This window comes from Halpernia frigidisoli (assembly GCF_900113805.1).
In the GTDB taxonomy this organism is placed as follows: Bacteria; Bacteroidota; Bacteroidia; order Flavobacteriales; family Weeksellaceae; genus Halpernia; species Halpernia frigidisoli.
In genome coordinates this window covers 604,613-619,818 of record NZ_FOQT01000001.1, presented here as the reverse complement: position 1 = coordinate 619,818, position 15,206 = coordinate 604,613, and the positions used below count along the sequence as shown (strand labels likewise).

Annotated in this window: 17 protein-coding genes and 1 tRNA gene; 11 read left to right on the top strand and 7 right to left on the bottom strand. The window is 31.8% G+C overall.

Going from position 1 to position 15,206, the window contains the following annotated elements; all coding sequences use genetic code 11:
- The first annotated feature begins 3 nt into the window (after positions 1–3).
- The 3 genes from BM238_RS02915 to BM238_RS02905 all read left to right on the top strand — a co-directional run bounded on the left by BM238_RS02915 (position 4) and on the right by BM238_RS02905 (position 2,459).
- On the top strand, positions 4–414 hold the full coding sequence (locus BM238_RS02915) for a hypothetical protein (RefSeq protein ID WP_090078675.1): 411 nt from the start codon (positions 4–6) through the stop codon (positions 412–414).
- 42 nt (positions 415–456) lie between these two features.
- Positions 457–1,737: a dicarboxylate/amino acid:cation symporter gene (locus BM238_RS02910; RefSeq protein ID WP_090078674.1), complete on the top strand. Its 1,281-nt coding sequence runs from the start codon at positions 457–459 to the stop codon at positions 1,735–1,737.
- A 113-nt stretch (positions 1,738–1,850) separates the two neighbouring features.
- Positions 1,851–2,459 (top strand): Crp/Fnr family transcriptional regulator, encoded by a 609-nt coding sequence (locus BM238_RS02905; RefSeq protein WP_143093339.1) that lies wholly within the window; start codon positions 1,851–1,853, stop codon positions 2,457–2,459.
- Between the two features lie 184 nt (positions 2,460–2,643).
- Here the strand turns inward: BM238_RS02905 and BM238_RS02900 are convergent, their stop codons facing one another.
- The 6 genes from BM238_RS02900 to BM238_RS02875 form a co-directional block, all read right to left on the bottom strand.
- On the bottom strand, positions 2,644–3,132 hold the full coding sequence (locus tag BM238_RS02900; RefSeq protein ID WP_090078672.1) for an SRPBCC family protein: 489 nt from the start codon (positions 3,130–3,132) through the stop codon (positions 2,644–2,646).
- A gap of 116 nt (positions 3,133–3,248) precedes the next feature.
- Positions 3,249–3,941 carry a lycopene cyclase domain-containing protein gene (locus tag BM238_RS02895; protein WP_090078671.1) on the bottom strand — a complete coding sequence of 231 codons (693 nt, stop codon included), beginning with the start codon at positions 3,939–3,941 and terminating at the stop codon, positions 3,249–3,251.
- A gap of 2 nt (positions 3,942–3,943) precedes the next feature.
- Complete coding sequence (locus BM238_RS02890) at positions 3,944–4,393, bottom strand: sterol desaturase family protein (protein ID WP_090078670.1); 450 nt, start codon at positions 4,391–4,393, stop codon at positions 3,944–3,946.
- A 4-nt stretch (positions 4,394–4,397) separates the two neighbouring features.
- Positions 4,398–4,856 carry a hypothetical protein gene (locus tag BM238_RS02885; RefSeq protein ID WP_143093338.1) on the bottom strand — a complete coding sequence of 153 codons (459 nt, stop codon included), beginning with the start codon at positions 4,854–4,856 and terminating at the stop codon, positions 4,398–4,400.
- The gene (locus tag BM238_RS02880) at positions 4,853–5,692 is read right to left on the bottom strand and encodes a phytoene/squalene synthase family protein (protein ID WP_090079099.1); all 840 of its coding nucleotides are present in this window, start codon (positions 5,690–5,692) and stop codon (positions 4,853–4,855) included. The genes BM238_RS02885 and BM238_RS02880 overlap by 4 nt, the downstream gene beginning before the upstream one ends.
- Before the next feature lie 202 nt (positions 5,693–5,894).
- Positions 5,895–7,358, bottom strand: a complete 1,464-nt coding sequence (locus tag BM238_RS02875; protein ID WP_090078668.1) for a phytoene desaturase family protein — start codon at positions 7,356–7,358, stop codon at positions 5,895–5,897.
- 85 nt (positions 7,359–7,443) lie between these two features.
- On the opposite strand from BM238_RS02875, the gene BM238_RS02870 reads away from it, so the two are divergent.
- The 4 genes from BM238_RS02870 to BM238_RS02855 are packed head-to-tail and all read left to right on the top strand — an operon-like array spanning position 7,444 to position 11,389.
- A complete protein-coding gene (locus BM238_RS02870; RefSeq protein WP_090078667.1) occupies positions 7,444–8,109 on the top strand; it encodes a TetR family transcriptional regulator C-terminal domain-containing protein in 666 nt (221 codons plus the stop codon).
- A gap of 8 nt (positions 8,110–8,117) precedes the next feature.
- A complete protein-coding gene (locus tag BM238_RS02865) occupies positions 8,118–9,434 on the top strand; it encodes an ABC1 kinase family protein (protein WP_090078666.1) in 1,317 nt (438 codons plus the stop codon).
- A gap of 12 nt (positions 9,435–9,446) precedes the next feature.
- Positions 9,447–10,088, top strand: a complete 642-nt coding sequence (locus tag BM238_RS02860) for a MarR family winged helix-turn-helix transcriptional regulator (RefSeq protein WP_090078665.1) — start codon at positions 9,447–9,449, stop codon at positions 10,086–10,088.
- Positions 10,085–11,389, top strand: a complete 1,305-nt coding sequence (locus BM238_RS02855; RefSeq protein ID WP_090078664.1) for a cryptochrome/photolyase family protein — start codon at positions 10,085–10,087, stop codon at positions 11,387–11,389. Before BM238_RS02860 ends, BM238_RS02855 begins: the two co-directional genes overlap by 4 nt.
- Positions 11,390–11,495: 106 nt before the next feature.
- On the opposite strand, the gene BM238_RS02850 is transcribed toward BM238_RS02855, so the two are convergent.
- Positions 11,496–11,568: transfer RNA gene (locus BM238_RS02850), tRNA-Met, on the bottom strand.
- Between the two features lie 90 nt (positions 11,569–11,658).
- On the opposite strand from BM238_RS02850, the gene BM238_RS02845 reads away from it, so the two are divergent.
- From BM238_RS02845 to BM238_RS02830, 4 genes are all read left to right on the top strand, one after another.
- Positions 11,659–12,270: an L-threonylcarbamoyladenylate synthase gene (locus BM238_RS02845; RefSeq protein WP_090078663.1), complete on the top strand. Its 612-nt coding sequence runs from the start codon at positions 11,659–11,661 to the stop codon at positions 12,268–12,270.
- 228 nt (positions 12,271–12,498) lie between these two features.
- The gene (gene yaaA, locus BM238_RS02840; protein WP_090078662.1) at positions 12,499–13,257 is read left to right on the top strand and encodes a peroxide stress protein YaaA; all 759 of its coding nucleotides are present in this window, start codon (positions 12,499–12,501) and stop codon (positions 13,255–13,257) included.
- A 5-nt stretch (positions 13,258–13,262) separates the two neighbouring features.
- The gene (gene prmC / locus BM238_RS02835) at positions 13,263–14,138 is read left to right on the top strand and encodes a peptide chain release factor N(5)-glutamine methyltransferase (RefSeq protein WP_090078661.1); all 876 of its coding nucleotides are present in this window, start codon (positions 13,263–13,265) and stop codon (positions 14,136–14,138) included.
- Positions 14,139–14,222: 84 nt separating this feature from the next.
- On the top strand, positions 14,223–15,200 hold the full coding sequence (locus tag BM238_RS02830; protein WP_090078660.1) for an EamA family transporter: 978 nt from the start codon (positions 14,223–14,225) through the stop codon (positions 15,198–15,200).
- Positions 15,201–15,206: the final 6 nt, after the last annotated feature.

Below are 15,206 nucleotides of genomic sequence, written 5' to 3'. Positions count from 1 at the left end.
GAAATGAAAAATATAAAACTTTTATATCTAATATTTTTACCATTAATAATTATAAATTGTTCTGCGAATAAAGTTAGATATACTTTTATTCCAGAACAGTCACTTCAAAATATAAAACCTGATTTAAATAATTTAAAACTACTTCTTTATATTTATCCAGAGAATGATGTGAATAAAAAAATTAATATTAAAACCAATAATAGTGTTCAGTTATATTTGAATAAAAATACAATTAAAAGTGAGTTTTTAGAAATTGAAATACCAATAAATACTAAATTTCTACTTGTTGAATATAACGGTAAGAGAAGTAAGATTGAAATAAATTTTAAGTATAAATATTTATATATAGAATTTCGAGGCAAAGATTTGCTTGAAACTGTATATTCAGATAAAAAACCTGTATTTATTGATTAGAAAATATTTTAAAAAATAATCGAAACAAACTAAAAAGAAAAAGTGCAAAAGAAAAAGTTCTACCAGGAATTATACATACAAGTTCTAATTGCAATTATCCTGGGAATTTTGCTGGGAAAATTTTATCCCGAATTGGGAGAAAAAATGAAATTTTTGGGTGATGCTTTTATCAAACTGGTAAAAATGATCATCGCGCCCATTATTTTCATCACGCTTACTTTGGGAATTGCGCACATGTCAGATCTAAAAAAAGTAGGTAGAATTGCAGCAAAAGCAATGATTTACTTTATCACTTTTTCGACTTTGGCTTTAGTAATTGGTTTGATCGTCGCCAATGTTGTTCAACCTGGTGCAGGTTTAAATATCGATCCCGCCACACTTTCTGGCGATGTTTCAATGTATGCTTCAAAAGCACACGAAACGACGCTGACGGGTTTTTTAATAAATATTATCCCGGAAACTTTGATAAGTCCGTTGGTTGGTGATAATATTTTGCAGGTTCTTTTAGTTGCGATTTTGTTCGGTGTTGCCTTGGTTTTAACAAAAGAAAAAAGCCAGAAAGTGACAGATTTTTTGCAAATGATGTCTTTTCCTATTTTTAAAATTGTTCACATTTTGATGAAATTGGCGCCAATTGGTGCTTTTGGCGCAATCGCTTTTACGGTTGGAAAATATGGTTTGGCTTCTATTATTAATTTAATTTATTTGGTTGCCACATTTTATTTTACTTCAATTTTATTTGTAACATTGGTTTTAGGAAGTGTTGCGTGGTACAATGGTTTTAATATTTTTAAACTATTAAGATATTTAAAAGAAGAATTACTTTTGGTTTTGGGAACAAGTTCTTCAGAAGCCGCTTTGCCAACGCTTATGGAAAAAATGGAAAAAGCCGGTTGTTCCAAAACTATTGTGGGAATGGTGATTCCGACAGGTTATTCTTTTAATCTTGACGGCACAAATATCTACATGACTTTAGCGTCGCTTTTCATCGCGCAGGCTTTAAATATTCATCTTTCATTAGAAAAACAGATCATTTTACTTTTGGTCGCCATGCTTAGTTCAAAAGGTGCAGCAGGCGTTACAGGTGCAGGTTTTATCACTTTAGCAGCAACTCTCGCAGTAGTTCCGGAAATCCCAATTGCAGGTATGACTTTAATTTTAGGAATTGATAAATTTATGAGTGAATGTCGCGCTTTGACGAACGTTATAGGAAATTCTGTCGCGACAGTTGTTGTTGCAAACTGGGAAAATCAATTAGATAAAGATCAGCTACAGTTGGCATTAAATCATCCACGCAGAATTGAAAATGATCTTGAGGTATAAAAGCGAAAACTCGTCAATAAAAAAAATAAAATTTAAAAAATTAAGAGTAAATAATTTTAAAGCCCACACCAAACTTGGTAATTTCAGGTAAAGACCTTTTAAATAATATATTAATGATAAAGAATAATGGAGATAAAAGTTTTATAAAGGAAACTGTTCTATCTTATAAACCAGATTTTAATTTAGAAATTTTAGAGACAGGTGTTGATAAATTTCAAATAACTGAGTGCAAAAGCGGCGATTTTATTTTAAAAACCGGAGAAATATGCAAAAGGATTTTTATGGCCGAAAGTTCTGTTACACGCTGCTATTTTACAAATAAGAACGGGGAAGAAAAAACAATTTGGCTGGAACCGAAAAAAACGGTTATCACAGATTATGAAAGTTTCAGCACGCAGAATGCCAGTAATTGCGATATTTGCTGCTATGAAGATTCACTTATTTACTCGATTGACAGAGAAAATTTAATGGCACTTTACGCTCAATACCACGATTGGGCAATTTACGGTTTGCTGGTAATGGAAGAGCATTACGTCAATTTATTAAAGATAAAAAATCTATTAACTTTCAACAGCGCTGCTGAAAATTATGATTTTTTAGAAAGTTATTTTAAATATTATTTGGATGTCGTTCCACTCAAACATCTTGCTTCCTGGTTAAATATTTCAGCTGTACATTTATCAAGAATTCGTAAAGAAAGAATAAAACTTAAAGGAAATTAACAAATGTTAAGTAAAATAAGTTTTTGAGATACTACCTTTGTTACCGATTCTAACACAATTGATGAAAAAGAGAGTTCTCTTTTAAGACTTGCCTTAATTGATTTATTTAAAAAATAGATAAATCTAAAAGGCAAGTTTTTTTTTTTAGAATGTTTCCGAATAATTTTAAAATACTGATGTGTGATTATTTTCGTGAGAAATAATCTTCCAGAATTTTGAATCGACTTTCAAAAATAAATTTCACCTTATTTAAAACTAATTTTCCGGCAACCAAGTCACCAAACGCGCCTAATGGCATTTTAAAATTAAGAAGATCTCGCATTAACGTTTCTGATTCAGAAATTTTTTCGAAATGATGTTCATGATGCCACATTGCATAAGGTCCAAAACGTTGCTCATCAACGAAAAATTCTTTCTCTTTTAATTGTGTGATTTCCGTTACCCAATTAGATTTTATACCGGGTAAAATTCCGATTTTATAAGTAATAATTTGTCCGGGATAAGTTTTGTCTGGTGGATCATTTGTAATGTTAAAATTCATTTCCGCAGGCGTAATTTTATCTAAATTTTTTGGTGTAGAGAAAAATTCCCACGCGGTTTCTAAACTTATCGGTAAAATCTGCTCGGATGTTAAAGTATAAATACCAGATTGTTTTTTAATATTCAAGTTCATTTTTTTAAATTAATTTTTTAATTTTTTTCACGCAGATTTTCAATAATATTTGTGAATAAAAATTGGTATTACTTGTCTTTGTACATAAAAGCTTTTGTGATATTTGTCTTAGGTTTTCAATAATTCCACTTATTCTTTAAATATTCAAAGACCAATAAAATTCCGTAGAGCAATGAAAAACAATAAAAACTATCTTCTAAAGGCATCGTTCCTACTCTATATCCAATAATTTCTGAAGTGTTATAATACACAACCGGACTTTCTGAATATGCGCCAGTTAAGGCATTATTAACAAAGAAAAAAGGGATGTAAATAACAATAAAACTTAAATAAAACCGTCGTGCGTATCGGTACTTAAAGACCAACTGCAATAACATTAAAATCGCAAACAGTCCAAAGCTGCAAAATGTATAAATTTTATCATGATGGAAAACGGCAACATAAAGAGATATTCCAAATAAAAAAACGGTTATTATTTGAGTTAGTTTTACGCCTAATTGAGGTTTTGGAAAAAAATAAAGCAGCGCATAATGAATGAACAAACTGGAATAAGGAATTAATAAAAAAAACAACCACTCTTCCAACGGCAATCTAAAAATATCTATGCCAAGAAGATATTGCGGACTGAAACCCCATACATCCTGATAAGTGAAATAAATGTCCCACGCTATAAAAAATAAGCCAACTGAAATAATTGCAGTGAAAAACGCCTTCCAATATTGAATAAAATGCAGCATTTTCTTTTCAAAACTAAAAGCAAAAGGGACTAAAAAAGAAAACATATCCAAAAGGATGTAGTAATAATTCATCTCTACATTTTAAAATATCTTATCGGCACATACAACATGCCGAAATTTTCACCTTTCTCTTTTCCTAAATGTTTATGGTGAATTTTGTGCGCTTTTCGTAATCCTTTGAGATAATAATTATTCGTATTATCAAACCATTTGAAACGGCGGTGAATTAAAACATCATGTATCAAAAAATAAGCGGTTCCATACATTAATATTCCCAAACCTATAAAAAACAAATAATTAAGGCCGTGCCAGGTTCCAAAGTAAAATAAAAGCATACTTGGAATTGCAAAAACAACAAAGAACGCATCATTTTTCTCAAAAACGTGCGGATATCCCGGCTGATGGTGATCTTCGTGAAAATACCAACCAAAACCGTGCATGATGTATTTGTGAGTAAGCCACGTGACACCTTCCATTGTTACAAAAACGGCCAAAGTTGTCAATATATAAAGTAAAATCTGCATTAAATTAAATTTTTAAAAATTGTTTTATCTGTTCAACCAATACTTCATCTTTTGAATCTTTGTAGTGGTCTAAAATAAATATTTTATCTTCCGCCATATTTTTGTTATAGCCCAAAAAAGCAGGCATTTCAGTTTGTGTTGTATACCGCAAAAAACGTATTTCTAAACTTTCTGGAGCTGAAGAAACTGCTTTTTCAAGAAATTTTTTCCCCGTTTTAAAATAGGATAATTTAGAAAAAGGATTTCCGGCATGTTTTGCCATAAAAAGATTTCCAATGCCGATATAAGCCCCGAAAATAGGAAGTTTTGTGCTTTTGAAATCTTCCTTTGCTTTAGTTAAAAACTGTTGTGTTGCCACTTCAGAATTTTCAGATTTTAGCATCAGATTGGTATATTCTGTTCTGTTTTGCGCCTGCATCATGATCGTTAAAAATATTAGTGTAAAACCAAACTTTTTTTTCACAATAAATTAAGATTCTTGGTAAGTAAAAGTTCAAACATTAAATAAGCTTTCCTTGCGTTGCTCACTCGGATTCTCTTTGTAAGCAACACTTTTGGTTCCGTATTTTTAATTTTTTTAAATAAATTAATGTAATAGCGGTAAGCCATAAACACGGCTAATTTACTGGAAATCGGCAGCATTTTTATGCCGATCAATGCTTGTTCAAAGTCATAGGCAATATCTTTTTCAATAGTATTTTTATCTTCCTGAGTGAAATTATTAAAATCCACTCCCGGAAAATACATCCGATTTAAAACTAAAAAATCAGCTTGAATATCTCTTAAAAAATTTATTTTTTGAAAAGCCGCACCTAAACTTCTCGCAAAAGGCTCCAGTTTTTTAAACTCTTTCACATCTCCATTTACAAAAACCGTCAAACACATCAAACCTACAACTTCCGCACTTCCATAAATATAAGCTTCATATTCTGCCCTATTTTGATAATTTATTTCGCCCAGATCCATATACATTGAATCTATAAAAGCATCAATTAAACCTTGATCGATCTGATATTTTTTCACCGTTTGCGTGAAAGAATGCAAAATCGGGTTCAGTGAAATCCCTTTGTTCATGGCATCTTCATACTGTTTCATAAAATCATCCATCAACTCTCTTTTGGGAAAATCATGAAAAGTATCTACTATTTCATCGGCAAATCGAACAAAACCGTAAATATTATAAATCGCCTGCCGAATCTCTTCCGGAAAAAGCAAAATTGCGCGAGAAAATGAACTGCTATAAGATTTTGTAACCAGTTTGCTACAACTAAAACTTACCTGATCATGCAAATTTTGTATCATTCTTTATATTTAATTTAGGCAATTTTTTAATCCTAAAATATTTTTTAATTCTTTTGGGCGCCTTTGTCCGCCTTCCGTTCCCAATCTTTTTTTTCAAATGCAAAAAAAAGGATTTCCACTCAAGTCGGGGCGCAATTTTCGCTTCTTTCGACTTTTATTTCAAAATTAGTGAATTTTTTTATTTTTTGTGTATATATTATTATTTAACAAATTTTTTCAAAATATAATCCGTTACCACTTTACCTGAAATCAACGCCGGTGGAACTCCAGGTCCCGGAACGGTTAATTGTCCTGTGTAAAAAAGATTTTTAATTTTCTTGTTATCAATCTGTGGTCTCAATATTGAAGTTTGCAGCAACGTGTTTGCTAATCCATAAGCATTCCCACGACAGGAATTATATCTATCCTTAAAATCCTGAACTCCAAAACTTCTTTTAAATAAAACGAGTGGTTTAAGATCTTCTCCAGTATTTTCTTTTATTCTGTCCAAAATTAAATTAAAATAATGCTCATGAATTTCCTCAGAATCTTCAAGATCTACCGCAACAGGAATTAGAAAAAAACCAACTTCCTTTCCTTCCGGAGCCAGATCTAAATCTGTCATACTGGAAAAATTTGCGTAAAACAGCGGTTTTTTCGGCAATTTCGGATCGTCATAAATTTCTTCTGCATGTTTCTCAAAATCTGTATCGAAGAACAAATTATGATGTTCCAGATTTTTAATTTTTTTATCAAAGGCCACATAATATAAGAATGAAGAAGGTGCAAAAACCTTCTTTTGCCAATACTTTTCGGAATAATTTTTTACATCTTCATCTAATAAAGTTTCTGTGTGCGCATAATCTGCACCAGAAATTACAATATCAGCGAAATAATTTCCTTTGTTGGTCTTAATCGTTTTTACCTTATTATTTTCAGTTTCTATTTTTAAAACTTCTTCATTAACATGAAATTTTACACCTAGTTCTGTCGCTAGTTTCGCCATTCCTTTTGCCACCGCATTAAATCCACCTTTTGGATACCATGTTCCCATCCCAAAATCTGCGTGGTTCATGAAATTATAAAAAGCCGGTGTGTCGCTTGGTTTTGCCCCTAAAAACAAAACAGGAAATTCTAAAATACTTTGAAGTTTAGGATTTTTTATATTTTTTCGAACAGTCTGTTTGATGTTTTGAACAAACAGCGGTAAACGAACTGCTGTTTTAATACTTACTAATTCTAACAGCGATTTTCCTGGATTATAAACCAGATCCTGCATCGCAATGGCATAGTTTTTTTTAGCATCTGACATAAATTTTCTCAAATGCTTCCCACTTCCGGGCTCTACTTCTTCAAATTTCTCGATAATTTTTTCCGGCTCGTCTGAAATATCTATAAAATCATTTTCACCAAAATAAACCCTGTAACCCGGGGACAGTTTTTTTAACTCATAATATTCAGAAACTTTTTTACCAAAATCTGCGAAGAATTTTTCGAAAATGTCCGGCATCCAATACCAGCTTGGACCCATATCAAATTTAAAATTTTCCTTTTCCCAGAGAGAAGCGCGGCCTCCTATTTGCTCATTCTTTTCCAGAACGATTACTTCAAAACCCGCTTTTGCCATATAACAGGCAGATGCAATTGCAGAAAATCCGGAACCAATGATGATAACTTTCTTCATAAAATAACTTAGCACAAAAATATACTATTTTTAATAAATTAGAAAATATTTTTACTACTTTTGTTTAATAATTAAATATATAAAAATGGAAAATTCCTTGATAGATAAAAAAACGATTCTTAAAAAATATTCTGACTATATCTTAAGACACAATCATCCGCCGAAAAACGTTTATTCATTCTGTGAAGATAATGAAATGTCTGAAAACGAGTTCTATATTTTCTTTGCTAATTTCGAGGAAATCGAAAAAGAATATTTGGTTTATTTCTTTGAAGAAAGCCTTTTTTTATTAGCAAATGATGAAAATTATATGCAAATGGACAGCAAAACGAAATTGCTTAGCCTCTATTTTACATATTTCGAGCAATTAACCATGAACCGAAGTTTGGTAATGGTTATCTTGAAAAGCAGAAATCCGATGGAGCGTTTAAAAAAATTGTCAAAATTGAAAACAATGTTTTTAGATTTTATCAAAACTTTAGACATCAATACCATGAGTGATATGTTGGAAAACACGAGTCTCCAAAAACTTGAAAAATTAAAAAATAAAGGTGTTGAAGAATTATTTTGGAATAATTTCTTATTAACATTAAAATTTTGGATAGACGATACAAGTTCGGCTTTTGAAAAAACTGACATTTATATAGAGAAATCTGTAGAATCAACTTTTGACTTTGTAAATACCAAACCATTAGAAAAACTGCTTGACTTCGGTAAATTTATCTGGAAAGAAAAAGTTAGAAATAATTAAAAAAATTGATGAAAACATTAGATAAAATTCCAACATCCAAAATTCAGCGTGCATCTAAGTTAATTACAACTGGAGCGAAAGTGGGTGTGAATTATTTAAAATATTACGGTGAAAAAATCACTAAAACTGAAGAAGAAGCAAAGTCAAATTTAGATAAAAATAATGCGGAAGACATCTATGACAGTTTAAAGGAATTGAAAGGAAGCGCTTTAAAAGTAGCGCAAATGCTTAGTATGGAGAAAAATATTCTGCCAGAGGCCTATTCTGAGAAATTTTCTTTAAGCCAGTTTTCCGTTCCGCCATTGTCTGCGCCTCTTGTCGCGAAAACTTTCCGCAAATATTTTGGGAAAAATCCGAGTGAAATATTTGATAAATTTAGTTTAGATTCTGTGAATGCAGCAAGTATCGGTCAGGTTCACAGAGCAGAAAAAGATGGCAAAAAACTGGCGGTAAAAATTCAGTATCCTGGCGTTTCAGATAGCATTTCGACCGATCTTGCGATGGTAAAGCCTATTGCAATAAGAATGTTTAATATTAAAGGAAAAGATTCTGATCAGTACTTTAAAGAGGTTGAAAATAAATTGCTGGAAGAAACTGACTATATATTAGAAATTAAGCAAAGTATGGAAGTTGCTGAAAGTTGTAAAAACATCGACAATTTGTTATTTCCTAAATATTATCAAGAATATTCCAACGAACGCATTATTACAATGGATTGGATGGACGGCGTTCCACTTTCAGAATTTTCTAAGAATAATAAAAGCGAAGAAATCGCTAATAAGGTTGGACAAACTTTCTGGGATTTTTATATGTATCAGATGCATAATTTAAGAAAAGTGCACGCTGATCCGCATCCTGGTAATTTTTTAGTAAATGCTGAAAATGAACTGATCGCAATTGATTTTGGTTGTATGAAAGAGGTACCGGATGAGTTTTACATTCCTTATTTTGAACTGGCAGTAAAAGAAAATCTTGAAAATCCAGAGTTTTTTGAGAAGAAATTATTTGAACTTGAAATTATCCGTGAAGATGATTCACCAGCAGAGCGAAAATTTTTTAAAGAAATTTTTAAAGAATTGTTGGTTCTTTTTACAAAACCTCTTCAGGCAGAATTTTTTGACTTTTCTGATGATAAATTTTTTACTGACATTGCAGATTTAGGACAGAAATATGCAAAAAACACGCAGATGAAAAATATGAATGGCAATCGCGGTTCAAAACATTTTATATATATTAACAGAACTTTTTTTGGTCTTTACAGTTTAATGCACGAAATTGGCGCAAAAAATGTGAAGATAAATAATTATCTTTCAATCAATAATTAAAATCTAATTAAAATGAGTATAAATTTAATAATGGATCTTCTTGTAGAAGTGAAAGCTTTTGAAAAGGAGGCACATAAAAACAACTGTACGGTTGAAGATTTTCGTCATTTTTTAAACGAAAAAGCTTACGAAGAAGAAAATCCTATAAATTTGGCTGACAAATTTGATTTGAAAGTAAATAACTTCGAAAATGAAATCACAAAGCAGATTTTGCTTTTGGGAAGATATGGAAAACAGCTCATAAGAAAAGGTTTGGAAAATCATCCAGATCTTGTTAATGAAGATTTTACGTATTTATACCGACTTATGGACTACGATTCTTTAACTAAAACTCAGTTGATTGAAAAAAACGGTCATGAAAAGCAAAGTGGTATAGAAATTATAAAAAGATTGACGAAAAATGATCTTGTTTCTGAAACACCTGATGAAAATGACAAGAGAAGTGTGCGTGTTTCAGTGACGGAAAAAGGCAGAAAAGTTTTCAAAGATTCTATGGAAGACATCACTGTTGTTTCAAAAATCATGTGTGGAAATCTTGACAAAGAAGAAAAAGGAGAGCTATTAAAAAACTTAAAAAAGCTAAATACTTTTCATAATACCATCTACGTAAATAAAAAAAGTGAAAGCCTGAAGGAACTGGAATCAATGGTATGACGGATAAAATTAATATCTTTTGGTTTCGACGCGATTTGCGTTTAGATGATAATCATGCTTTATTTCAAGCTTTAACGGCTGACGAAAATGTTCTCCCCATATTTATTTTTGACACAGAAATTCTTTCAAAATTGCCTTCAAAATTTGATGCAAGAGTTGAATTTATCTTTGATCAGCTTGAAGATTTAAACGAGAAATTAGACAAAACTGGAAAGGGAATTCAATATTACCACGGTGAAGCTTTAACAGTTTTTGAAGAATTAACTTCAAAATTTGATATTGTTAAAGTTTTTGCAAATGAAGATTATGAGCCACAAGCCATAGAACGCGACAAAAATATTTCTAAATTTTTAGCTGAAAAAAATATTGAATTTGATCTCTTTAAAGATCAGGTAATTTTTCATAAAGATGAAGTTTTAAAGTCGGATAAATCGCCGTACACCATTTATACGCCTTATTCCAAAATTTGGCTGGAAAATTTTCAGAAAAATCCTCCAAAAAGTTTTGCATCAGAGAAAAACCTTAACAAGCTATTAGATTTAAAACCTAAAAATTTTAGCTTAGAAAAAATGGGTTTTAAAAAGACCGATATTCATTTTCCTTCGAAAAAAATAAATAAAGATCTTGTAAAGGATTATGATAAAAACCGGAATGATCCCGCAGCGGATAAAACTTCAAGATTAAGTATTCATCTGAGATTCGGAACGAAAAGTATTCGCGCAATAGTTGCTGAGACAGAAGATCTGAATGAGGTTTTTTTGAAAGAACTGATCTGGCGGGAATTCTTTATGCAGATCTTATATCATTTTCCTAAGGTAGTTACGCATAATTTCAAGCCGAAATACGACGGTATAAAGTGGAGCGAAAGCAAAATTAATCTTGAAAAATGGTGTGAGGGAAAGACAGGATTTCCCATTGTTGATGCAGGAATGCGCGAATTAAACGAAACAGGTTTTATGCACAACCGTGTAAGAATGATAACTGCAAGTTTTCTGGTAAAGGATCTCCTGATCGACTGGCGAATTGGTGAGGCTTATTTTGCCGAAAAACTTTTGGATTACGAATTGTCTTCTAATAATGGCAACTGGCAGTGGGCTGCAGGAACCGGATGCGATTCTGCACCTTATTTCAGAATTTTTAATCCAACTTCTCAGCAGGAAAAATTTGACCCTGACTTTAAATACGTTAAAAAATGGGTTCCGGAATTTGGTACAGAAGATTATCCTCAACCAATGGTTGTTCACAAAGAGGCAAGAATCAAAACACTTGATGCTTACAAAAAAGCACTTGACAATAACTAATTTTTTATAATAAATTGATTTAAAGCATTTTGCGCATTAAATTAATTAAAATACTTAAATGTTTAACGCACAAAAAAAGAGAATCAAAACTGATTCTCTTTTGTAGTAGCGGGGACACGACTCGAACGTGCGACCTCCGGGTTATGAGCCCGACGAGCTACCTACTGCTCTACCCCGCGTTATTGTGGTGCAAATATACAATAATAAATTAGCGCTCCAAATTTTTTTGAAAAATTCTTATTATTATTTAGAAATTAGTAAATTTACATATGGCAAAAATCCTAAAAATCTACCCGGAAAATCCACAGGAAAACCTGTTGGACGAAGTTGTAAAAGTCTTAAAATCAGGCGGCTTGATCATTTATCCGTCAGATACGATCTATGCTTTAGGTTGCGATATTTTTAACTTAAAAGCCATGGAAAAATTAGCGGAATTAAAGTCTGTGAAGCTCGAAAAATCACAGTTTTCAGTAATTTGTAATGATTTGAGCCATCTTTCGCATTACACAAAAGCTCTTGACACGCCAGTTTTCCGTTTTTTAAAAAATCATCTGCCCGGTCCGTTCACTTTTATTCTTGAAGCAAGCAAAAATCTACCGCTCGCTTACAAAGGCAAAAAAACCATCGGCATCAGAGTTCCAAACCATTCTGTTCCAAAAATGATTGTCGAGAAACTGGGCCATCCCATTGCTTCTACGTCAATACATGACGACGATGATGTTTTAGAATATTCTACAGATCCGGAATTGATCGCTGAGAAATACGATAAATTTGTAGACCTCGTAATTGACTCGGGTTACGGCGACAATGTTGCGTCGACTATTGTTGATCTTACCAGCGGTGAACCGGAAATCATACGTCAGGGAAAAGGAATTATCTAGAATTATTTGGGCGCCAATTTGACTTTGTCGAATGTTCATCTATTAATTTATTTTGGCGCACATTTCCGCCTTCCGTTCCCACTCTTTTTTTTCAAATGCAAAAAAAAGGAGTTCCACTCAAGTCGGGGCGCAATGTTTGCCCAAAATCACTGACATTTACAAGGAGAAATGGTATATTTCCACTTTCAACAATCATAAAAACACGTTTTTATCTCAACTAATTATCAAATGAAAATTATAAGTTCGCCTGCCAAATTGATGAAATTTAATACTTTAAAAACACCTTTAAGAAGTACCACACCAAAATTTATCGAAGAAGCAGAATTAATACAAAAAAATTTAAGGCCAAAAAATCCAAAGTTCCTGATGGAATTAATGGATATTTCTCAAAAATTAGCTGATGAAAACTGGCAGAGAAATCAAAAATGGAATTCAAAACCAGCATTAAAAGAAAGTTCTCAAGCTATTTATTCTTTTAATGGTGAAGTTTACAAAGGCCTGGAAGTTGAAAATTTGGACGAGAAAGCAGTTGATTATTTACAGAAAAATTTCAGAATGCTTTCAGGATTGTACGGTTTGCTTCGTCCGTCAGATAAAATTATGCCTTACAGACTTGAAATGGGACGGTCATTTAATTTTGAAAGGAATAAAAATCTTTATGATTTCTGGCAAAATAAAATAACCGCGGAATTAAAATCTGAATTAAAAAAAGGCGAAATACTTTTAAATGTTGCCAGCACAGAATATTTTAAAGCTGTTGATCAAAAAGAATTAAAAGATCATATCGTAAATGTCGAATTTAAGGAAATCCGCAATGGTAAACCAAAAACCATCGTAGTTTACACAAAGCATGCGAGAGGATTACTGGCAAGATTTTGCGCGGAAACCAACGCCAAAACCTTGAACGACATCAAAGCATTCAACGTCGATAGATATCTCTTTGATGAATCACTTTCGAAGCCAAAAAATTTAGTTTTCACACGATAGTTATAATGACATTAGAAAAATTAAAGTCAACTTTTTCAGCGGAACTTTCTGAAATTTATACCCTTTCAGAAATTTTAGAATTATTTTCGATTTTTGTGGAAGAAAAATTAAATTTTTCAAAGATTGAATTAAGAAATAATTTATCAAGCAAACTTTCAGGTGATATTTCAAACTACTTTTTAGATATTTTAAAGCAACTTAAAAATGAAATTCCTTATCAATATATTTTGGGTAAAAGTGAATTTTTTGGTTTAAATTTCAAAGTTTCGTCAGCCGTTTTAATTCCCAGACCGGAAACCGAAGAATTATTAGAATTGGCGATAAGAAAGATAAAAGAATCACGAAAAAATATTCAGGAATTAAAAAGTGATAATTACGATAAAAGTTTTAAAATATTAGATATCGGAACTGGAAGCGGAATAATTCCAATAATTTTAAAAAAATATTTCCAGGATGCTGAAATTTCTTCCATTGATTTTTCCCAAGAAGCGCTTGAAATCGCAAAGCAAAATGCTGAAAATTATGATCTAAAAATAGATTTTATTTTTGGAGACTATTTATCAAATAATCTATCTGAAAAATATGATGTCATCATTTCAAACCCACCTTATATTGGGCTAAATGAAGAAAATGAGATAGAAGATTCTGTGAAAAATAAAGAGCCAAAAATTGCGCTCTTCTCTCCTACTTCTGACCCATTAATTTTTTACAAGAAAATTGCAGAAGACGCAAAACAATTTTTAAACGATAACGGACAGATTTTTTTAGAGATCAATCAAAAATTAGGAAAAGAAACTTTAGCATTATTTCAAAATTTCTCGCATTCAGAATTATTGAAAGATATGTCTGGAAATGACCGTTTTATTTTTGTTATAAAATAAAAATTTTAACATTCTCAAAATCATAAATTAAAAATACAGCCTAAAAGCTAAATCAGTATCTTTGTCGCCTTTTCAAAATAAAAAATGGTAAAAAACTCAGTATTAAAAGGCGTTTTCCTTGTTGCATTAGGCGCTACAAGCTATGGAATGCTTGCGACTTTTGTAAAATTAGCTTATAAAGAAGGTTATACGACCGCCGAAATTACATTTGCCCAATTTGCTTTTGGTATTATCGGAATGCTTTTGATCAATTTATTTCTACGCATAAAAAATAAAAATTCAGCAGAAAAAGCTTCACCAAAAAACATCAAACAATTGATGTTGGCGGGAAGTTCCACAGGATTAACAAGTATCTTTTATTATTTGGCAGTAAAATTTGATATTCCGGTTTCTATTGCGATCGTTTTGCTCATGCAAACAGTTTGGATGGGCGTTTTGCTGGAAATGATACTTGAAAAAAAATTACCTTCAAAATTAAAGATCATTTCTGTAATAATTGTTTTGATAGGAACCGCTTTGGCAACTAATTTAATGAATACTTCCGCGCACTTAAATCCTTTAGGAATCTTTTTTGGACTTTTGGCGGCCGCTTCTTTTACGACAACAATGTTTACGGCAAACAGCATTGCAACAAATATTTCGGCGCCACAAAGAAGTTTGTATATGCTTTTTGGTGGCGGAATTCTAGTCTTAATTTTTACAATAATCACTCAAATAAGTCCATCACAGTCGGAAAGTTTTAATCAGATGATGGGAATTTTTTCTACGCCGAAAGTTTTTAATTACTCGATATTTTTAAAATGGGGAATTGTCTTGTCTCTATTTGGGACGGTAATTCCGCCGCTTTTGTTAAATGCGGGATTTCCTTTGACGGGAATTGGTTTGGGGAGTATTGTTTCTTCTTTGGAATTGCCGGTTTCAGTATTGATGGCTTTCTTTCTGCTTCATGAGCAAGTCGCGCTTTCTCAATGGATCGGCATAATCTTAATTATTACTGCTATTGTGGTAATGAATCTGAAGAAAAAAAATAAAGTTTTGCCCGAAATTTTAAATGAAGATTAGTCAACG